At 63.9% G+C, this 19,284-nt stretch carries 27 protein-coding genes; 2 read left to right on the forward strand and 25 right to left on the reverse strand.

Going from position 1 to position 19,284, the window contains the following annotated elements:
• Positions 1-48 precede the first annotated feature (48 nt).
• The 4 genes from J0X15_RS08105 to J0X15_RS08120 all read right to left on the reverse strand — a co-directional run bounded on the left by J0X15_RS08105 (position 49) and on the right by J0X15_RS08120 (position 3,003).
• Positions 49-498, reverse strand: coding sequence for an RT0821/Lpp0805 family surface protein (locus J0X15_RS08105; protein ID WP_206939590.1), 450 nt, complete (start codon positions 496-498; stop codon positions 49-51).
• Positions 499-620: 122 nt separating this feature from the next.
• Entirely contained in the window at positions 621-2,084 is a 1,464-nt protein-coding gene (locus J0X15_RS08110; RefSeq protein ID WP_331461895.1) for an ATP-binding protein, read from the reverse strand.
• Positions 2,074-2,742 carry a response regulator transcription factor gene (locus J0X15_RS08115; protein WP_206939591.1) on the reverse strand — a complete coding sequence of 223 codons (669 nt, stop codon included), beginning with the start codon at positions 2,740-2,742 and terminating at the stop codon, positions 2,074-2,076. Before J0X15_RS08115 ends, J0X15_RS08110 begins: the two co-directional genes overlap by 11 nt.
• Positions 2,743-2,778: 36 nt before the next feature.
• Positions 2,779-3,003 carry a PepSY domain-containing protein gene (locus J0X15_RS08120; RefSeq protein WP_206939592.1) on the reverse strand — a complete coding sequence of 75 codons (225 nt, stop codon included), beginning with the start codon at positions 3,001-3,003 and terminating at the stop codon, positions 2,779-2,781.
• 389 nt (positions 3,004-3,392) lie between these two features.
• Between J0X15_RS08120 and J0X15_RS08125 the strand changes: the two genes are divergently transcribed.
• A complete protein-coding gene (locus J0X15_RS08125; protein WP_209015181.1) occupies positions 3,393-4,139 on the forward strand; it encodes a DUF1194 domain-containing protein in 747 nt (248 codons plus the stop codon).
• On the opposite strand, the gene J0X15_RS08130 is transcribed toward J0X15_RS08125, so the two are convergent.
• The 10 genes from J0X15_RS08130 to J0X15_RS08175 all read right to left on the reverse strand — a co-directional run bounded on the left by J0X15_RS08130 (position 4,087) and on the right by J0X15_RS08175 (position 13,443).
• Positions 4,087-4,785 (reverse strand): helix-turn-helix transcriptional regulator, encoded by a 699-nt coding sequence (locus J0X15_RS08130; RefSeq protein WP_206939593.1) that lies wholly within the window; start codon positions 4,783-4,785, stop codon positions 4,087-4,089. The genes J0X15_RS08125 and J0X15_RS08130 overlap by 53 nt on opposite strands.
• 8 nt (positions 4,786-4,793) lie before the next feature.
• Complete coding sequence (locus J0X15_RS08135; RefSeq protein WP_206939594.1) at positions 4,794-5,165, reverse strand: VOC family protein; 372 nt, start codon at positions 5,163-5,165, stop codon at positions 4,794-4,796.
• Between the two features lie 95 nt (positions 5,166-5,260).
• Positions 5,261-5,659, reverse strand: coding sequence for a hypothetical protein (locus J0X15_RS08140; protein ID WP_206939595.1), 399 nt, complete (start codon positions 5,657-5,659; stop codon positions 5,261-5,263).
• Positions 5,656-5,892, reverse strand: a complete 237-nt coding sequence (locus J0X15_RS08145; protein ID WP_206939597.1) for a hypothetical protein — start codon at positions 5,890-5,892, stop codon at positions 5,656-5,658. Before J0X15_RS08145 ends, J0X15_RS08140 begins: the two co-directional genes overlap by 4 nt.
• 77 nt (positions 5,893-5,969) lie before the next feature.
• Positions 5,970-6,827, reverse strand: a complete 858-nt coding sequence (locus tag J0X15_RS08150) for a glycoside hydrolase family protein (protein WP_206939599.1) — start codon at positions 6,825-6,827, stop codon at positions 5,970-5,972.
• Between the two features lie 26 nt (positions 6,828-6,853).
• Positions 6,854-7,579 (reverse strand): DUF2793 domain-containing protein, encoded by a 726-nt coding sequence (locus tag J0X15_RS08155; protein ID WP_206939602.1) that lies wholly within the window; start codon positions 7,577-7,579, stop codon positions 6,854-6,856.
• Entirely contained in the window at positions 7,572-11,441 is a 3,870-nt protein-coding gene (locus J0X15_RS08160; RefSeq protein WP_206939603.1) for a baseplate multidomain protein megatron, read from the reverse strand. Before J0X15_RS08160 ends, J0X15_RS08155 begins: the two co-directional genes overlap by 8 nt.
• Positions 11,441-11,917 (reverse strand): NlpC/P60 family protein, encoded by a 477-nt coding sequence (locus J0X15_RS08165; RefSeq protein WP_206939604.1) that lies wholly within the window; start codon positions 11,915-11,917, stop codon positions 11,441-11,443. Before J0X15_RS08165 ends, J0X15_RS08160 begins: the two co-directional genes overlap by 1 nt.
• Positions 11,895-12,794 (reverse strand): DUF2163 domain-containing protein, encoded by a 900-nt coding sequence (locus J0X15_RS08170; RefSeq protein WP_206939605.1) that lies wholly within the window; start codon positions 12,792-12,794, stop codon positions 11,895-11,897. The genes J0X15_RS08165 and J0X15_RS08170 overlap by 23 nt, the downstream gene beginning before the upstream one ends.
• 13 nt (positions 12,795-12,807) lie before the next feature.
• Entirely contained in the window at positions 12,808-13,443 is a 636-nt protein-coding gene (locus tag J0X15_RS08175; protein WP_206939606.1) for a DUF2460 domain-containing protein, read from the reverse strand.
• 95 nt (positions 13,444-13,538) lie between these two features.
• On the opposite strand from J0X15_RS08175, the gene J0X15_RS08180 reads away from it, so the two are divergent.
• Positions 13,539-13,793 (forward strand): YdcH family protein, encoded by a 255-nt coding sequence (locus tag J0X15_RS08180; protein ID WP_206939607.1) that lies wholly within the window; start codon positions 13,539-13,541, stop codon positions 13,791-13,793.
• A gap of 23 nt (positions 13,794-13,816) precedes the next feature.
• Here the strand turns inward: J0X15_RS08180 and J0X15_RS08185 are convergent, their stop codons facing one another.
• The 11 genes from J0X15_RS08185 to J0X15_RS08235 form a co-directional block, all read right to left on the reverse strand.
• Entirely contained in the window at positions 13,817-14,407 is a 591-nt protein-coding gene (locus J0X15_RS08185; RefSeq protein WP_209015182.1) for a phage tail tape measure protein, read from the reverse strand.
• Positions 14,408-14,431: 24 nt separating this feature from the next.
• On the reverse strand, positions 14,432-14,593 hold the full coding sequence (locus J0X15_RS08190; RefSeq protein ID WP_206939608.1) for a phage tail assembly chaperone: 162 nt from the start codon (positions 14,591-14,593) through the stop codon (positions 14,432-14,434).
• Positions 14,593-14,997, reverse strand: a complete 405-nt coding sequence (locus tag J0X15_RS08195; protein ID WP_206939609.1) for a gene transfer agent family protein — start codon at positions 14,995-14,997, stop codon at positions 14,593-14,595. Before J0X15_RS08195 ends, J0X15_RS08190 begins: the two co-directional genes overlap by 1 nt.
• A gap of 44 nt (positions 14,998-15,041) precedes the next feature.
• Positions 15,042-15,455: a phage major tail protein, TP901-1 family gene (locus J0X15_RS08200; RefSeq protein ID WP_206939610.1), complete on the reverse strand. Its 414-nt coding sequence runs from the start codon at positions 15,453-15,455 to the stop codon at positions 15,042-15,044.
• Positions 15,456-15,488: 33 nt separating this feature from the next.
• Positions 15,489-15,899: a DUF3168 domain-containing protein gene (locus J0X15_RS08205; protein ID WP_206939611.1), complete on the reverse strand. Its 411-nt coding sequence runs from the start codon at positions 15,897-15,899 to the stop codon at positions 15,489-15,491.
• Complete coding sequence (locus J0X15_RS08210) at positions 15,896-16,234, reverse strand: head-tail adaptor protein (RefSeq protein WP_206939613.1); 339 nt, start codon at positions 16,232-16,234, stop codon at positions 15,896-15,898. Before J0X15_RS08210 ends, J0X15_RS08205 begins: the two co-directional genes overlap by 4 nt.
• On the reverse strand, positions 16,231-16,800 hold the full coding sequence (locus J0X15_RS08215) for a head-tail connector protein (RefSeq protein WP_206939615.1): 570 nt from the start codon (positions 16,798-16,800) through the stop codon (positions 16,231-16,233). The genes J0X15_RS08210 and J0X15_RS08215 overlap by 4 nt, the downstream gene beginning before the upstream one ends.
• A 193-nt stretch (positions 16,801-16,993) precedes the next feature.
• Positions 16,994-18,334, reverse strand: a complete 1,341-nt coding sequence (locus tag J0X15_RS08220; RefSeq protein ID WP_206939618.1) for a phage major capsid protein — start codon at positions 18,332-18,334, stop codon at positions 16,994-16,996.
• A 5-nt stretch (positions 18,335-18,339) separates the two neighbouring features.
• Positions 18,340-18,843 (reverse strand): HK97 family phage prohead protease, encoded by a 504-nt coding sequence (locus tag J0X15_RS08225; protein WP_206939620.1) that lies wholly within the window; start codon positions 18,841-18,843, stop codon positions 18,340-18,342.
• Positions 18,840-18,995 (reverse strand): hypothetical protein, encoded by a 156-nt coding sequence (locus J0X15_RS08230; RefSeq protein WP_206939621.1) that lies wholly within the window; start codon positions 18,993-18,995, stop codon positions 18,840-18,842. The genes J0X15_RS08225 and J0X15_RS08230 overlap by 4 nt, the downstream gene beginning before the upstream one ends.
• Before the next feature lie 40 nt (positions 18,996-19,035).
• Positions 19,036-19,275, reverse strand: coding sequence for a hypothetical protein (locus J0X15_RS08235; RefSeq protein WP_206939622.1), 240 nt, complete (start codon positions 19,273-19,275; stop codon positions 19,036-19,038).
• Positions 19,276-19,284 lie beyond the last annotated feature (9 nt).

A 19,284-nucleotide genomic window follows, 5' to 3' on the forward strand; every position in this document is an offset into this window, starting at 1 on the left:
GTAGTCCAAGCCTCGTTCAAGCCGGGTCAATCCGCTTACAGCCTTCTATCAGCTCAGGGTTTCCCAGTCGCCTTGCGGTCCCTTGCAGGCGGTGCCGCGTGAAACGTAGCGACGCTCTTCCACGATCATCTCATGGGTCACTTCGCGGCAGGTGGTGGTGTTGACCTGATAAAGCGGACCCGGACGCACCTGGCCACTGTGACCGGTACGGGTGTTGTTCCAGGAGATCGCGGCTCCCGTGCCGCGTGTGCGCAAGGCTTGCGCCTGGGCTGCGGCAACGGCTTCATGATCCGAGGGTTGAAGCGCCTGACCGAAATCATCACGAAGCAAGGCAGCGATGGCCGCACTGGCTTCATCCTGAGCCAGACTGGAACTGGCGCCATATTCATTGCCACTCAGATCCGGACCAGAGGCGCCGGGCGTGCCAAAACAGCCCGCCAAAAGCAGCACGGGAAGGATACCCGGCAACAATTTCCGGAAAGACTGCATTCTGGTCATTCGAAAGGGCCTCCAAGCGGTCACGATGGACCAGCCCAGATTAGATGGGACTAGATTATGTCTATCCTACGCCTAAAATGCGGAATAGTTCCGTGATGTTCATCACATTTTGCAACGGCTTCTTACGTTAGGGTGCGTTCGTCGGCGGCCGGCAGCTGCAATTTTGCACGCAATCCGCCTCGTTGCGCCCTTTCCAGACGCACAGCCCCGCCATACAGCGCGGCCAGATCTGCAACGATGGACAGTCCAAGCCCTGTGCCCGGTACGGTCTCATCAAGCCGGCGCCCGCGCTTCACCGCTTCGCGCATCTGCTCTTCGCTCAATCCCGGCCCATCATCCTCGATCACCACTTCCAGCCAACGCCGTCCATGGCCCTCTGCCTCCTGACGGCGCACTTCAATGGCGACCTCGGATCTGGCCCATTTGCAGGCATTGTCCAGCAGATTGCCGACCATCTCCTCGAGATCCTGCGCCTCACCGAGAAACCGCAGTCCCTCGGGCGCATCATGCGACAGGTCGATGCCGCGGCTCTGGTAGATCTTGCTCATCGCCCGGGCAAGGCGCTCCGTCAGCGGCTCGACTTCGCAGGCAACACCAATAACCCGCCGCTGGGCGGCCTGCCGCGCTCGCTCCAGATGGTGCTGAACCTGGGTCTGCATCAGCGCGGTCTGCTCTGCCACCTTTTGGGCCAAGGGCCCTTCGCTGGTGCGCGCCTCATTGGTCAGCACGCTGATCGGGGTCTTGAGCGCATGCGCCAGATTGCCGACATGGGTGCGGGCCCGGCCCACGACTTCGCGGTTGGAATGGATCAACGCGTTAAGCTCCACGGCCAGAGGGGCGAGCTCCCGCGGCATGTCTTCGTCCACCTGCTCGCGTCTGCCCTCGCGCACATCGGACAGCGAGCGCTGCAACCGCGTCAGAGGCTTGAGCCCGAAACTCACCTGCCAGAAGATAGCCCCCACCAGACCGATGCCGACGACCAAAAGGGTCAAAGCGACATTTCTGGCAAACTCCCAAACGTCTGCGCGGAATCCGGCCGTCTCGATTGCCGCCGACAAAATATAGCTTTGATCGCCGAGTGCGACCCGACGCCGGAGATAGCGCACCTCCTCGCTGCCCGGACCGGCGGCAAACCCTGAAGCCAGCTCGTCAGTCGCGCCTATCTGCGGCAACACCAGAGGGTCGCCAACCAGCGAAGCAGAGGCAAACAGCACGTCGGTCCGCGCCTCGGCGACCTGCTCCAGGCTCCAGTACCAGCCGGACAGAGGCAGGGAAAACCGTGGTTCGCCAAGCGCATCCGGTTCGCGAAGCCGCAAGACGTCCGGTGCTGCGGCAGCGCCAGCCACAGCATTCGGGGTGTCCGGCAAGGCGCTGGCAAGAAGGGTTTTGACGTGCTGGTCGAGCTGGGCGTCGAAGCCGCGCTCGCCCGCCTGTTGATACAGGCCAACCAGAATAAAGCCCGCAACAGCAAGCGCGATGACCGACCACAGGGCTGCGACACGCACCAGCCGTTGGGCCAGTGACCCCAGCCTGTTTTTCTTGGACCGCCGGTCGTCAGCCGCAGGCGCGTCGTCCTCAGCCTTCACGGGCGTCTCCCAACCGGTAGCCAAGGCCCCGGATGGTCTCGATCAGATCCGCACCGATCTTTTTGCGCAAGCGTCCGACAAACACTTCAACGGTGTTGGAATCGCGGTCGAAGTCCTGCTCATAAAGGTGCTCGGTCAGCTCGGTTCGGGAAATCACCTTGCCCTGATGGTGCATCAGATAGGTCAGCAGACGATATTCGTGGGACGTCAGCTTGATGGCGGTGCCGTCGCGGGTCACCCGGCTGGTGCGCAGGTCCAGCCGCAGTGGTCCGCAGGTCAACTCATTGGACGCATGACCGGCGGCGCGGCGCACCAGCGCCCGCACCCGCGCCAGAATTTCTTCCATGTGAAAGGGCTTGGAGACATAGTCATCGGCCCCGGCGTCAATACCTGCCACCTTGTCGGACCAGCGATCACGCGCGGTCAGCACCAGAACCGGCATGACCCGGCCATCGCGGCGCCAGTTTTCCAGCACCGACAGGCCGTCCAGCTTGGGCAGGCCAAGATCCAGGACAACCGCATCATAGGGCTCGGTATCGCCGAGGAAATGTCCTTCTTCCCCGTCGCTGGCCGTATCCACCGCATAGCCTGCCTCAACCAGAGCTTCCACCAGCTGGCGGTTCAGGTCCGCATCATCTTCCACCACCAAAAGGCGCATGGTTTCTCCCGAGTTTCATTCGTTTAGCCCATGCCGTCAGCGGCTGGCGTTGATCACCTTGGTTTGCACCTGACCGCCGACCAGAACCGACAGCCGGTAGACATAGCGCCCGCCTTCAATGCAGAGGTCCGCCTTGACGATCTCGCCACCGACCTGCCCCATCAGGCTGCCCAGAGGCTGTGCCTGTCCGCTGGCAACGGCCTGACGCGCTTCGCCCTGAGAGAGACATTGAGCTGCCGCAGGCGCGACTCCGCTCAACATGGCTGTCACCGCCAATACCGCGAAAAAACTGATTTTGGATCGTCCTGCCATAATTCTCGTCTGCCCTGCCGCAGTTCTTTTGTTATTCCGATTTTAAAAGCCTCTGCCAACCCGCCCAGGGATGGCCCGCCTTCTGCGCTTCAACGCCTCGCTGCCATAAGGGTAGCGGATTCGCCAAAGGATTTGTCTGTGCGTTTTTATAGTGGCTGACCTGAACACAGGCTGAATGGCTGCTTCAAGTGCTTCACTGACGCACCATATGTCTTGTCGCAGGTTTGTCGCCTCTTGACCTGCCCTGAGGGTGCGCCATTTGCCAGGTTTGCCAGCATCCCGCTAGGCTGAGCATGGCAGCCGGATCGACCGCGACCCGGCAACCAGGGAGACAACACATGCGGCTGATCCAACTTGCACTGATGGCGCTCGTGTCGCTGACGGCCATGCTGGTGCCGGTTCACGCCTGCTCGCTGGCGCTGGTGGTGGCGATGGATGGATCTTCCAGCGTCGATGACCGCGAACATCGGCAACAGCTGCAGGGGCTGGCCCATGCCCTGCGCGATGCGGAGGTCGTGGATGCCATTCAGGCGGTCGGCGGGATCTGGTTTTCAAGCTTCGAGTGGAGTGGGCGGCACAAGCAGCAAGTGCAGGTCGGCTGGCGGTTTCTCAACAGCGCGGGTGATGCGGACGCCGCCGCAGACCAGCTTTCAAACGCACGGCGCGGTTTCACGGAGTTTCCGACCGCTCTGGGCTATGCGCTCGGCTACGCCTCGGTGCATCTGCGCAAGGTGCCGCAGGAGTGTCTGCGGCTGGTAATCGATGTGGCGGGGGATGGCATCAACAACGAGGGCTTCGGGCCGCGAATGGCTTATGACGCCTTTGATTTCACCGGCATCACAGTCAATGCGCTGGCCATCGCGGGGGCGGATCCCGACCCGATTGCCTATTATCAGCAGGAGGTGGTGCGCGGTGCCGGCGCCTTTGTCGAGGTCGCCAACGGTTTTGACGATTACACAAGGGCGATGAAACGCAAGCTGTTGCGCGAGATCCTGTTCAGCCTGTCAGCCGAGGGCCCGCATCCGCCGCAGGTCACTGTCGCCCGTGCGGATATTCTGCTTCCATCGAGCGGTAAAAATCCTTGAGGGTCTTGCCCGGCTCGGGCCGGAAGGTCTCGCCGGTGTCTGTTACCTGCTGCAGCCGGTCGAGGCGGAACATGCGAAAATCCTGACGCAGCTCGCACCAGGCGACCAGGGTCCAGACCTTGCCCCAGAACCACAGGCCCAACGGCCTGACAATGCGCTCGCTGCGGGCGCCTTCACCGTCGGCATAAGAAATGCTCAGCCGTGCCCGCACATCCGCGGCGCGTTCCAGAGCGTCGATCCGCCCACGGACCTCTGCGCTCATTTCCCAGGACAGGGCATGGATCTCGATGGAGCGGGCTTTTTCGCGGGCACTTTCCGGCAGCACCGCATCGATTTTCACCAGCGCCTCCTCCGCGGCCCGCGCCATCTGGGTGCCGCCCCAGGCGCGGATCATCCGGGCGCCTGCGACCAGCGCGACGATCTCGTCACGACTGAACATCAGCGGCGGCAGGTCATAGCCAGCGCGCAACACGTAGCCGACGCCGGCCTCCCCGTCGATGGGGACGCCGGTCGCCTGCAGGTCCGCGATGTCGCGGTAGATGGTGCGTTCCGACACTTCCAGCCATTCGGCCAGCTGCCGGGCACGGACAAGCCGCCCGCCGCGCAGGTATTGAACGATCTGAAAGAGCCGGTCGGCGCGTCGCATCAGAAGTCTCAGGCCGTGTAAAGGCTGATGGAGTTACCGTCGGGATCGAGGCAATAGGTGAAGCGGCCATAGGGGATCTGGATCGGATCGCTGACCACTTCGCCCCCGGCCTCGACCAGTCGGTCCATGGAGGCCTCCAGCGTGTCAGGGCATGGCAGATGAATGGTCATGCCGGTGCCCTTTGCGGCTGGCTTTCCTGGATAGAGGTGTCCACCTCGGCCCTTCATTTCGGCCGTCGGGAAAAAGGCGACCGGATTAGGCTCCATATCTTCCTTCACCAGTTTTGTTTGAAACACCGCTTCGTAAAAGCCGATGGCCTTGTCCAGATCGGTGACGGGCAACTCGAACCATATGTTAAAATTCTCAGGCGTGAATGTCATTGGAAAACTCCCGTGTTTGACCAACCGGGAGAGACTACGACACCCCTCCTGACAGCCTTCTGTCAGGAGGGTATCAGGCCGGCAGAAAAGATCGTTCAGCGCGTCGCCTGCCACATGCGACCGACGCTTTTGACCCCGTCGACCAGGAACAGGCTGGTGACGATGGCGCCGCCCCAGTCGCGCAGGACCGGCACTTCCGCCACCTTCCAGCCGAAGTGAAAGACGCTGTCGAGGCAGATCGCCGACCACCACAGCCCCAGCGGCAGCACAAACGACAGGCGCCCGAGGCGTCCGGCAGAGAAAAACACCCCGTTTTCGGCCACCAGCACCTTGCGCGCTTCGGCTCGAGCCGAGATTTCCGCGCGGATTTCCTCTGCCGCCAGATCGGCCGACAACGCCTCCTGCGAAGTCTTCGCCTTCAACCGGCTCTCGTAGGCCTGCAGCAGGAGCTTCAGCAGACCACCCGACAGCAGGGAGATCAGCGCCGCGATCATGAGCGCGGGTCCGAAGACGCGCTGCCCTCAGCATTGCCCACCCACCCGGCGGGACCGCTGGTCATGTGACGCAGCAGGATATTCGCCACGCCGATCGACAGCACCACGTAAGGCGCGCTTTCGGGCGGAACCAGCTGCTTCCAGTCCAGATCGGTCAGATAGGACATGAGTTCGGCCAGAATGGCGACGAACCCCATGGCGCCATTGAAGACAAAGGTTTTCCAGCCTTGCATGATGTTTCTCCGGTTTACGTGAAAGAAATCTCAGACAATCAGACGCAGGAGTGTTCCATCCGTGCCCACCTGCGCGCTCAGTTCGGGGCCAAAAAACGCCCGCGATTGCGCCAGAGAAACCCCAGGCCGAGGATGGCAAGGCCCACTGCGGCGGCAACGGTAACCGCGATCAGCGGCGATACGCCGGTGCTGGCGGCTGTCAGGATCAACCCCGCCCCGGCACCAAGACTTGTCAGCTGCTGGCGTTGAGCCGCCGTCTTGCGCTGCAGGGCGGCGCGGGTCGCAGGCCCGGCAATGCCGTCGACGGCCAGTGGCGGAGTGTCGCGCTGAAACCGCATCACGGCGCGGGTGGTGCGCGGACCGATCCGGCCGTCGGCAGGCCCCGGTGCATAGCCGAGGCTGGCAAGCGCCTTTTGGGTCTGCTGCAGAACGGCATCGACGGCTTGCGCCTCGCGTGGATATTTTCCCGAAAGCAGAAGCTGCGCTTCCTCCCGGCGCCTGCGCACCAGTCCGGGCAGCTTTCGCCCGCCGGCCGTCGTGCCGGTGCGTTCCAGCAGACGCGAGGCTCCAACAACATCACCGCGTGCCAGAGCTTGAGCCCATTTCCAGCGAAGCGCCCGGGGCCCGAGATTGTAGACAGCCGAGATGCAGGCATCGCTTTGGTGCGGCTTCAGCTGCTTGAAACGCTGCACAACCGGCGGCGCATATTCCTCTTCGATCAGGCGGCGCAGCAGGGTGTTGGCATCGAAACGCGTCAGCCTGTCGCCCAGCCGCAGGGCTTCGCTGTGACGGGTCCCCCACCAGCTGGAGAACACCCGCGATCTCATGGTGAAGCCATAACCGATGGTCAAAACGCCAGCCGGATCGAGATAGGCTTTCGACACAAAGCCTTCGTGACCGGCGATGAACGCCAGTCCCTTGTCAGTGATCGTCATGGAAATCTCCCTGAAGAACGCGGGATTTAGCTTTGCGGCACGATGGGCAGCAGCAGATGGACAGCAAGTCGCACGCTGCCTGCGGTGAAATCGCCGCCGTTGGCACTGATCCGCAGCGGTGTGTCGCCGTAAAACGCCGTCGGTCCGATCACCCCTGCATTGGTTGACCCCGCAGAGACACCCAGGCTGCCGCCGAACTTGGAGCGCTCGCCGCTTAACCCCACATCGTAGGAGCCTGCGCCGCTGACGGTCGCCGTGGTGCGGCTGGAAACACAAAAAACGATGGCCCGGTTCGGAATGATCGGTGCAGTTTCCGCATAGGCGCCGCTGAGGCCAGTCAGCTCGGATTCCAGCAGCAGGCAGCGTGTTTCCGCCCCATGGGCGGTGCGGGCCAGACGATTGTTCTCAGCGACGAGATCCACCGCAGAAACCCAGCCGCCGGTGCCGTAGATCAACTGCAGTCCTTCATCTGCAATCAGCAGCGACAGGCCTTCGTACGGCGTGAGGAACTGCCAGCTCCCGTCGCGCCAATGGGCCAGTTTGCCGTCATGACCAGCCCAGTCGCCGCCGGCACCGGCGCCCACCAGATAGGTTGCGCCTTCGCTGGCGGCGGGAGGCGCGCTGAGCGAGCGGCTCAAGGCCGAGGCATTGCTCAGAACATCGAGCCGCAGCAAGGCCTCGTTGTGGGTCACATGCTTCTGCGCCTGGGCAGGCGCAAGAAGCGGCAGGGCAAGTCGCAAGGTATCAGACATTCAAGACCGCCTTTCGGAGATGGCCACGGCCCGCTGTGGCCGAGAGCTGGACAACGGAGAAAGTCAGAGAGCTTTGCGGCGCGCCAAAATCCGCCAGTTCCTGCGCGCTGGTGTAAACCACCTGCGGCGCGGTGCTGGCGAGTGTCCGCAGGAGGCTGTCGCCGGGTCCGAGAATATCGACCTCATAGGCCTCGCTCGTCTCGCCGAGGGGAACCTCTTCCTGCTCCCAGCTGCCGCCACCCCGCCGGGTCTGGCGGATCCAGCTCAAGGAAATTCCCACTGCCTCGCGGCGCGCACTCAGATGCACCGGCGCAAGCGGCAGACGCCCGCGCCCGCTTGCGGCATGGGTCAGGCTGGCGACGCTGGCTTCCTCCAGGCTGGCTCCGGACGGCACCAACCGGTAGGCGTATTCCAGTCCGATCTGGTCAGTGGCCAGTGGCACCAGCGGCACCCGCTCCGGCTCCAGCAGCACCGCAGCTGCGCCCGCCTCTGCGCCCAGCGCGGCTTCCTGTTCCGTGCCCCTCTGGCCGCGCAACAGCCTGCTCAGCCGGTAGAGCCTGTCGCCGACCAGCTCGGCCTCGACGAATTGCAGGACTTCAAAGCTGCCGGACCGGCTTCGCACCGCCAGTGCATTCAGCCCCGACAGAACCGAGGCCAGACTACGGCTTTGCAACAAGCCGCCGTAAAGCTCGACCGTCATGTCTGAGGCCCGGTCGAGATAGCCGATGGGCCCCGGCGACAGATCGGTCGTCAGCCGGCCCATCACCGCCGGGCGTTCCAGATCCAGCACGGAGGCATAGCCGGTGCCATCAACTGAGCGCATCAACGTCTGGCCACCAGGCCAGGGCTTGGCGAAACAAGCCAGCCTCAGCGGTGCATCCGGATCTTCATCCCGCAAGGGTGGCAGGTCGAGGAAGACCGCCGTTGCCGGGCCGATCTCCCCACCGGGAGAAACGATGCCCGGATCAGCCACCGCCGAGCTGTTGAACGCGCGGGCAACGCCAGTGCGGCGTGCCTCCAGACGCCGGGCCGGTCCGTCCTCGATTGCCTCGACCAAAAACTCCAATGGCGGATCGAAGGTCTGGCCGGGCACGGCGGTCAGCGACAGGCGGTCGCCGGGTTCCACGTCAATGCGATGGGGCGACAGTGCCAGATTCAGCCGCTCTCGCCCATCCCAGATGCGGGCAAGCCTTGCGTCGGCAGCCCCCTGCAGCAGATCCGGCGCGACACTGGCGCCCAGGTCCAGAGCTTCGACCAGACCGCTGCCCCCAGCCAGACGCCGCGAGGCGACCACCCGCCTCCGATAGTCTTCCACCGCACTGGCCGCACTCAGACGGATTTCCGAGGGTAATTCACTGGCTTGCGCACGGGTTCTGACCAGCGGGCTTTCGTCCTCCTGCGGGTCGACAATGTCGGCCTCGCCAAGCGCTGAGACCGGAGCTGCGGCACGCGGTTGAAAGCGCACATGGGTTCCCGCATCCACTCCATTGGCGCCAAAGGCTTCCAACAGCGGTTCGACCACCTGACGCAGGCTGACCGGACCGGCCACGGCAATCCCTTCCAGACTGCCGGGCAGATCCGCAACCTGATACAGCACAGGGTCGAGATCATACTCGCGGATCAGTTGCCGGATCAGCCCGCTGAGGGAGACGGTTCCCAAGCGACCGTTCAGCCAGTGCCCCAGCCGCCAATTCTCGCCGTCGGACCAAACGTCTTCATACAGTGGAAAGGCCGGATAGGGCCGAGCATCCCAGGTCCAGAGGAAAATCCGCCCCGGCTCCAGCATCTGCCCCCCGTAGACAGTGGAGATCGGTTGCGGCACGGCGGCATGATCCGGATGGCCCGTCTCCCAGACGCTGAGCGTGGCCTCCAGCGACCGACGCTGGATCAGATCGTCCCGTGCCCCACTGGAGAAATGCGGAAAGGCACTTTCCGACGACTTCGGATCCACAAAGACATTCGGCTGATTGGCGCCCTTGTCGATGGCCGGAAAACCCAGTTCCGTCAGCCAGATCGGTTTGGAGGCAGGGACCCATGGCGTTGAGGAAGCCAGCTCAACTCCGCCGACGCGTTCCACATGTGGGTTTTCCCACCAGCCGCGTAGATCCTTGGCGCGGTAGACAAAGGGCTTTGCATAGGCGCCATCGGTGATCGGGCTGCGAACGCCTGCCGCACGGTCCGCCGCGCTGGCATAATACCAGTCGTGATATTCCCCGCTGGTGACACCTGCTCTGAGAGCATCCACATCATAGAGGTTGGGCCCATCGCGCTGGTCGGTCAGCGGCAGGTAGCAATCAATGCCGATGAAATCGACAGCAGCGCTCGCCCACAGGGGATCAAGCGGAAAGCGCAACTCAGTTCCACCGGCCTGATGCGCGCCGTACTCGCTCCAGTCGGCGGCATAGGAAAGCCTGGTCTCAGGCGACAACACGCCGCGCACATCTTCGGCCAACGTCTTCAGCCCGGCAACGAAAGGATAAACGCCGGGAGCCGCCTGGGCTTGCGTCAGCCCGCGCAATTCCGAACCGATCAGGAAGGCATCGACCCCGCCAGCCGCCTCGACCAGATGCGCCATATGTAGAATGAAGCGGCGATACCCCCAGTCCTCGCCACCAGCAAAGCCAATTGTCTCTGCCTGCACCGAGAACTGCCCGGCCGTTGCCGTGCCGAAGAAGGCGGAGGCCTCTGATGTGGCATCCGCCGCTGGGACTATCCGACCGCGCCAGGGATAAGGTGCCTGCGTGCTGCCGCCATAGGGATCCGGCAAGTCATTGTCAGTCGGCACGTCCATCAGTAAAAACGGATAGAGCATCACCTTCAGGCCGCGAGCTTTCAGGTCGGCAATCGCCGCCAAGACGGACGCATCGGACGGCGTGCCGCCATAGGCCGGGTTGCCGTCAATCCGGCTGACAAGCGTTGCATCGCCCCGAGCCAGACCGGAGACCGACCACGTGGCGCCAGTGGTCGTTTTTGAATTGAACTCCACCTTGGGCCGCGCGGTGCAATGACCAGCGCGCAGATCATCGCCGAACCAGGACACCACCAGGGCAACGCTCTCCAGATTGGGACACAGGTCCATCAGCTCATCCAGCGACACCTGCCAGTCGGTTATGCCCCGCCCGGTGTGGCGGTTGACGCTGCGGGTGGTTCCCGGCGACGGGGTCTCACTGACTTTCGTGGGCTGATAGATGAATTCGCCCGCACTGGGGATCAGCGTCACCGCCCGGATCTGGTTTTCCAGTGGCTCAACGCTGCGGATGACCTCGAAGGTCAGTTGCGGCAGGCGATTGCCGAAGGTCTCCAGCGCCAGATGTTCAAACACCACATAGGCCGTGCCGCGGTAGGCCGGGGCCTCGCCCTGATGCGCTTCGACCAGCGGGTCCGGCGCCTGGATCTCGTCGCCGTGATAAAGCCGCCAGGAGATGCCGGTCATGTCCAGCGGCTTGCCGTCGGCCCAGACCCGGCCAATGCGGTTGATCGAGCCTTCGCACAGGGCCACGGCGAAGTTGCCGAAATAGGCATAGCTCTTGACGGTGACACTGCCGCCACCGCCCTTGCCGCCCTGACGCTCCTCATTCACCTCCTCCTCAAAGCGGGTGGCCCAGATGATCTGCCCGGCGAGACGCATGCGGCCATAGAGCTTCGGCAGGCTGGCTCCCTCTGAGGACGACTGGACGGAGAGATCGTTGAGGCGTCCGGCCTCCACCGTGCGCGACGCGCCGAAGAGCGACTGGTCGAGGCTGGAGCCGGCGAGCGCGCCCACCGCCTTGCCTAGGATCGCCCCGGCACCGCCAAGACCGAAAAGCCCCCCGGCGCCAGCGCCAAGGGCCTGTCCGACCGCTGTCAAGATCAAGGTTGCCATCAGTCCTCCGGTGGATTGTCTGGAATGGGGGGGAAGCGGTAGGCATGGGAAATCCGCCGCTGCCAGGCCGGCACCAGCGGGCTTTCGACCACACCGACGCGCTCGAACGCGTGGATCATCTGATCTTGGGAACTCAGGATGCCGACGTGGCGCGCGGGCAGCCCATCGCGCCAGCGAAACAGCACGACCATTCCGGGGCGAAGTGGTGCCAGATCGCAGGACACAAGCCAGCGGCTGGCCGCCGTCACCAGAGGCTCTGCCTTGTCCGCCACCACCCAGTCGGGCTGATAGGCCGGGACAGGCTGCGGCTCCGGGCCGTAGAGTGCCCGCCAGACACCGCGCAGCAGCCCAAGGCAATCGCAGCCCTGCCCCTTGCATCTGGCCTGATGCCGATAGGGCGTGCCGAGCCAGGAGCGGGCTTCCTTCAGGATCCGTGCGGTCTCCAACGCGGGCTTATCCACGCAGAGGACTGCCATCGTTCTCACCGGAATTGCGCTGGGGGTAAGACAGGACGAAATCATTGCCGGGCATATGCGGAAATCCTCTGAAATTCAGGTGGTTGGAGAATTTTTCTGAACAGGTCGCCAAACAGCGATCACAGCCTGCGGTGACATGAAGGCCGGTGCCCGGAGCAACCAGTCCGGGCGGCGCCTGCCACAGGGCGAGATCGACCTGGCCGGTCAGGGGCGACACCCGGTGATCGGCGATCTCGGTGTGAAAGCCGGCAAAGTCTCCGTCGAGCACCTTCAACACCCCGCCGGAAAACCAGCCACTTTCGAAACCCTCCAGACCAGAGACGCTCAGCTGTGATGGATCGCTCATGGCGACCACCAGCGGACTGGCGTGGTAGGCCGGATCGCTCAGGTCGATGCCACAACGGGCATCGCCAAGATCAGCGTCGCACTGGTTGGAGAACACCCGCCCCTTGGCGACGTCCAGCGCGTGGGACAGACTGCGCAGCTCGGCGGTGAAAGCCTGGCCCTTGCGGCTGACCTCGCCGATCCGGGCCCGGCGCAGCAACAGAGCCTGGGTCACATCGGCCCAGTTGACCTGCCAGATGGCCACTTCCGCCCCGTCCCAAAGGCCCAACTCCAGATCGACATCGCGCAGGCCAGAAGTTGAGAGCGCGCCAGAAACCTCCCCGCCGCCGACCGCCAGATCTGGTCCCGACTGGTCGAGGGAGGCTTCGAGTCCCTCTTGCGGCTGACATGTGACCCCATCGACACTCAGGGACTGGTCGTGATCGGTGAAGCCGAGACGCACGCCATCGGCGCGGGTCACCAGCCAGACGCGGGCAAGCGTCGTCGCCCGGCCGGCCAGATGGGCCGCCAGCGCCTCGGGGATCTGTTTCATGCAGGACCTCGCCTTAAATCCGGATCTCGATCAGCGGAATGGAGGGGATGTCACCAGCCTCGAAGTGGGTCAGCGACATTTCCAGCCGGTCGGTGTCAAAGCGCACCGGCACGTCGAAGAAGAACCCGGCGGTGATGACAGCACCAGGGACCGGAGGCACTGCGAAGACCAGCTCGCCAGTGGCCGCATCCAGCGCCGCGTCGACGGGTTGATTGATCTGCGCGCCATCGACGGCGACCTTGAGACTGGCCGCATCGACCAGCCGGACCGGCCGGGTGTAGGCCGTGGCACCCTCGCCGTAGTTCTTGCTCAAGGCAAATCTCAGCTGCTCGCCGTCGCCGGTTGCGACCGGCTGGTCCAGGGCGGCAGGCAGACTGCCGTCCGTGCGTGACGAATGGTCAAAAGGATCGCGAAAACGGAAGCCGTAAAGCCTGCCACGGGCGCGTTCAAACAGCGACACGACCTCGCGCAGGTCTTTCAGTGAGCGGATGCCGGTGGAGGCGTCATATCGGCGTCGACTGCCGCTCCAGCGGGCGTTGCGCGCCTCATGGCCGGAGGCCAGCTGCACCACGTCGGTGCGGCGCTCCGGTCCGCCCAGCGCGCCGAAGGCGACGGCGGTGGGAAACGCCAGGTCGAGAAACTCGGACATCATCTACTCCCGTTATTTGCGCCGCGATTGATTTGCCTCAAGGCGGCTTGCCACCGCCGTTGCCATAGTCGGACCACCAACAAAGGAGGAAACTGATGAGCCATGTCCCGCACGAGCTGCACGAGGAATTTCCCGATGCAAGCGCGACGCTGAGCCAGCTGAAAACCAGCGACGCCCATTTCGCCAAGCTCAGCGACCGCTACCACGAGGTGAACAGGGAAATTCACCGGATCGAAACCGACGTCCAGCCGGCCTCCGACGAGGCGTTGGAGACCTTCAAGAAGCAGCGCCTGGCGCTGAAAGATGAGATCGCCGGCCTGCTTGCAGCCGCAGAAGTCACCGGCTCCTGAGCCCCTCCTTATTCAGGCCGGTGTCACAGCCCGCGTCGTCCCCGTCCGACGGCGCGGGCGACCATTGCAGAGACCTGGGCTTCGGCCCGGGAAAAGCTCTGAACGTCGCGCGCGGCCACGTTGATTGTCACCGGCGGCAGTCCGGCTCCTCCGGTGCGCACCCCCAGGCGGCCGTCGCGTCCCCGCGCCAGCGGCAGGATGGCCTCGGCCCCGGCTTCACCTGCCATCCCCAAACCGCCCTCGAATGAAAACAGGCCAGGCTCCGAGACCACACCGCCACGGGCAAAAGGCGTCACCGCTCCGAGCAGCCCCGAGACACCGGCGGAAAGCCCCTGCCCGACCGACTGAACGGCTCCGGTCACGGCTTGTCCCGCCAGATTTTCCAGCGGAGCCAGTGCCGAATTCAGCGCCCGCGACGAGGCACCCAATGCCAGCCGGGAAAACACCTGCTGCAAGCTCTTGCCATCGACCAGCGCCGCCTTCAGCCCGCCTGTCAGGTTGAGTGAAAACCGCTGAGCCTCGCGGGAGATCTCGCTCATCTGGCGCGAAAACTGCTCAAGTTCGGACAAGGGCTCGCTGACGCCCAGGTCCAGTCCGTCATCTGATGCGGGCATGAAGCATTCCTCTCAAGTCGCTGATCAGTCTGGAAAACGCCGCATCAAGGCGGCCAGCTCGACAGCTGCCAGTTGCCCACTTGCGGCACGCGCGTCTGGCGATAGCAGAGCGGCAGAGAGTTCCGGCAGGGTCGCAGCCCAGAATGTCTGAGGCGACCACCCCAACCGACTGAAGGCCAAGTGCATCAGCCTTGACCAGAGGCCACCTCTCCCGGCAGCGTCCCTTGCGCAAAAGGGGCGGAGGTCGGTCCCTGTTCCTCATCGTCTTGCTGGGTATCATCGCCGCTGCCGAAGGTGACATGCAGCAGATCGGCGGCAATCGCGACAAAGCCGGCTGCTCCACCTACGCCGCGCATCATCGCCACCTGATCATCTGAAACCTCGTTGCCAGCGCCGCGCAGTCCTGCACCCAGAACCCGGATCAAGTCGGGCGTCGACAGTTTGCCGGAGGCGAAGTGATCCGCCAGTCCCTGCAGGTCGGAGCAACCAAGAGCTTCCTCCAGCTCGGCCAGTGCGCCCAGTGTCAGAACCAGGGTCCAGGAGCGGCCATCCAGCATTGCGGATATTTCACCGCGAAGACGATTGGGCATGATGCCTCCTCTGCAGTCTTTCGTAAGATCGGATGTGAGTGTGGTTAGTCGGCGGTGAACCCGAGCTCACCGGCACTTTCCAGTGCCAGCTCATAGGTCACCTCGCCATCGTGGCGCCCCGCATATTCCAGCGCCGTGACCTGAAACGGACCTTCGAGCGTGCCGAAATCCGGTACGATCACCCGCCAGGGGCGCACAGAGCCTTCAAAAAACAACGATCGGACGGCGGCATCGCTTGCCTGATCACGAAACAGGCCGGAGCCTGACAGACTGGCGGCGCGGGTTCCGGCGTTTTCCAACAGCTCGCGCCAATGGCCGGCGCTGTCGGCGTTGGTGATGTCGACAAGGCTGGCATTGAAGGCAATGCGCCGCGCCCGCAGACCGGCGACCGTCTGAAAACTAGCGGTGCCGTTGAGGTCGAGTTTGAGCAAGAGGTCACGTCCAGCCTGAGCAGTCATGGCAGGGTTCCTTGAGTGGTGTCGCTTTGGCGGTCAGGCCTGAGGTTCGGTCACGGCCCGCAGCGATGCTTCGGCCCGGAAGGTCCGGCCATCACGCATCAGTCGGGAGGTCACTTCGGTCACCTGCAGACCTATCAACCGGTGGCCCGTCAATTCGGGCGGTTCGTCCATCAGCAGTCGAGCAGCGCGTTGAACACCCCCCAGCGCCTCGTCGCGAGAGGCTGCGCGGGAGAAGACCGCCAGCACAAGCTCATGCACCTCGCCCTCGTCCACCCGTGTCAGCAGCGGGCGAGAGCCGAGAGCTGCCAACACCACAAACGGAAATTTCTGATTGCGTGGGGCTGCATCAAAAATGCGGTTGGCGCCGATCCGGCTTGTCAGGTCCGCATCCGCAGACAGGCGCGCGAAAAGGCCTGCACGCAGGGCCAGGGCAGCATGGCTCATGAGGGGGCCTCTTCGGTTTCGGTTTCAACTTCCGCCAGACAAAGACTGTATTCCCCCCGGCGCCCCTCTTCGGCCACCGACAGAAGACGGAAGCGGTCGCGCGGGCTTGTCACCTGCCATCCGGCGCCAATGTCATCGCGACGGCGCAGGCGAATGGAATGGGTGGCCGTTGCCCGCAGGCTGCCGGCAGACACCGCCTCGCCCTGCCGCAGCAGACGGATTTCGGCAAAGTCGCTGCCTGCCGGGGTGTAGACCAGCGACTGGGATCCGTCTGCTGATGCGGTGAAAACCGGCGCCTGCAGCTCGACAGCTGAGCGATAGCGTCCGGCGCTCATAGCTGCGGGATCCGGTTGACCGACAGCAGCCGGTCCAAGCCAAATGGCAGGCTGGCCATGGAGAGCTCGGTTCCTGCCTCGCGGTTTTCAAACCAATGGGCAGCGAGCAAGCGTACGGCCTGACGCAAGGTGGCGGGCACAGTGTCTGCGGCATCGCCATACCCGGCAATGAAATCGATCTCGATGGCCGAAAGCTCGGTGATGGACAGACCGGCGCCCGGCAAGACCTTCACACGGGCTGGATCGCTGCCCTTCGACAGGCTCCAGAACGCTTGCGCCAGATCAGACGCCGCCCCCACCCGATCATACAGCAGCACCTGGGAGACTTCCTGTACCGGGCCCGTCGGCAACGGCACCACCCGGCCCATGGGCCAGCGGTCGAGATACAATCGCCACGTCTGGCTGATCAACGACCGGCGGGTTTCACGCTCCACATGCTCGCGCGCTGCGGTGATCATGTCCTGCAGGAAATCGTCTTCCGCAGAGCCCGAGAGGCGCAGATGCGCCTTCATCTGGGCCACAGACACCGGCTCGGATGCAGGCGCCGCAATCAATGCCGCTGTCATGACAACCTCCTGATCGTTCTGTTTGGGAAAATCGTTTCGGCAAAAAGATGCCGGGGCCGATCACTCGGCCCCGGCTCAAGGTGCGGGGAGGATTGATGGGGGCAGAGAAGACGGGAGGTGCCTTGCCCTTGCCCCTTTTTAAGGACCGGCGATCCACCGCTGCGTGACGAGCGCGAGCAAAAGACCGCCCCGATCAGGCGGAAAAACTCAGCAGCTTGATGGCGTCATAATCCTGAACGCCGCCACCCACCCGCTTGGTGGTGTAGAAAAGCACGTAGGGCTTGGCGGAATAGGGATCGCGCAGGATGCGGACGCCGACCCGGTCAACCACCAGGTAGCCGCGTTTGAAGTCGCCGAAGGCAATTGCCGTTTCATCCACGCCGATGTCCGGCATGTCTTCGGCTTCACTGACGGGGAAATTCAGCAAGGTCGCTGCGGCCCCCGCGCTGACCGGTGGCTGCCAGAGGTAATTGCCGTCACCGTCCTTGAGCTTGCGCAATGCCCCTTGCGTTCGCCGGTTCATGACGAAGCGGGCATTCTGGCGGTAGCCGCTCTTCAGCGCATAGATCAGATCGAGCAGCACATCGGCAGGCGCAGTTGCCTGAAAGGCTCCTGCCTCACCGGTTGCGATGGTGCCAAGCGAACCCCAGGCCCAACTGGTCTCGGCCACCTGCGGCACGGACAGAAAGCCCATAGGCTTGTTGACGCCATCGCCATTGATGAAGGCGGAGCCCTCCTGCTCGGCAAAGGCGGTCTCCACTTCCTCGGCAATCCAGGCGTCCATATCAACCGCTGCATCGTCGAGCAGTGCGGAGGTGGCCGCCGGCATGGCGTAGAGCTCCATGGCCGGGAACGTCAGCTCGGCCAGAACCGGTGACGAGGTTTGCGGGCGAGCCGCCGTCTCCCCGACCCAGCCGGCCTGCGGCCCGGTGATGGAGAACGGCTTCTTGAACGAGGCGGAAGACACCTGACGGTTGCCGGCGATGGCGCGGATCGGCGAGACATTGGCCAGTCGGGACAAAATACCCGCTTCGGTTTCCTCCGGCACCAGATAGCCGCCGTCCGGGTCCGACCCGATCGACAGGGCCTTGGTGTCGAGACTGGTCAGGGCGCGTTCCCGTCCGGTGCGCATGTAGGTTTCAAAGGCCGCCTTGCGCTCCAGCGCCGGGCCGGTGCGATGGCGCTCCGAGACGCCACCCAGCGGCGGGCGGGCGTTTTTGATCGACAGCGCATCAAGACGCCGTTGAGTGGCATCCAGCACCGCATCTAGCCGATCGAGTTTTTCCAGGGTGACAACGTCGGAAGCACCGCGCTGCTCGATCTCCTGCAGCCGGGCATCATTGACCTGCCGATAGCTCTCGAAGGCGGAGAAGAACTCGTCAAAGGTGCGGGCAACATCCTCGCCGGACCCGGCAGGCAAGGCCGGAACGGTAGCCACTTCCGGGGTTTCCGCCTTGGTCTCAAAGGCCGATTTGATTTCAAATGGCAGATGCGCGTTTGGTTGGGTGGGAGTGGTCGGGTCAGATCGTGTCATGTCAGTCACAGGCTCCTCCTTGAGCGGTACGTCCCCAGCCGGCCGGTGAGACGGGCGACCGGAACTTGGGCGGATTTTTGTGTGGTGGCCTCTGGCGGCGCGACGAGCTGCACACGGGCGCCCGGTATCTGCGGAAAGGTGACGAGAGACACCTCCCACAGATCGATTTCTGTCAGAACGCGGCGGGCGGCTTTTCCCGTCTGCGCCCGCACGGCCTTGAAGCCGATGGACAGGCCGCTGAGGGCGCCGCTGGCAATCAGCCGGGCTGCCTCTTCCGAGCGCTGCACGCCCGGTGTCAGGTGGCCGGTGACCCGCAGCCCGAGGTGGTCCTCACAGACCGCTGTCCAGCGCCCGATGGGACGGGACGGATCGTGTTGCCACAGCATCGGCAGGGATCGGTGCGCTTGGTTGCGCAGGACGCGGGCAAAGGCGCCGGGGCGGATCATGTCGCCGCCGCCGTCGACCACATCAAACAGCGCCGCGTAGCCGGTCAGGACGGCACCAGTCATCGCAGCCCCTCCTGTGGCTTGTCCGAAAGCACCGCCATCAGCTTGGCCAGCCGGTCGGCAAAGGAGCGGAACTCTTTTGTGGCTGCAGGGACAGCTGCTCGGGATCCGGGATGCGGGTCGTCAAGGCGTGCAGATTTCAGGCTCGCAGCCATTTCGGCGCTCCTTTTTCAAAAATGTCTTTGATGTTTGACCTCAGTCGCTTGACTGATTTTCCTGAGATAAACCTGCTGCGGCTGGCGGGTTTAGAACCCGGTTGAGAAACCGGTTTAACCGGGCGATCTCGTCGACAAAGGCGGAGAACCGCCGATTGGCTGCGGCCAGCTCGCGCACCAGCCCCAGCGCCAATGCAGACGCCGCCACGGCCCAGAGAAACAGCGCCAGATGGGCCAGGTCGCCGCGCTCGATCACCGAGCGGGTGATGTCCTCACTCATCGCCCCGCG

The organism is Roseibium limicola (assembly GCF_017313085.1).
In the GTDB taxonomy this organism is placed as follows: Bacteria; Pseudomonadota; Alphaproteobacteria; order Rhizobiales; family Stappiaceae; genus Roseibium; species Roseibium limicola.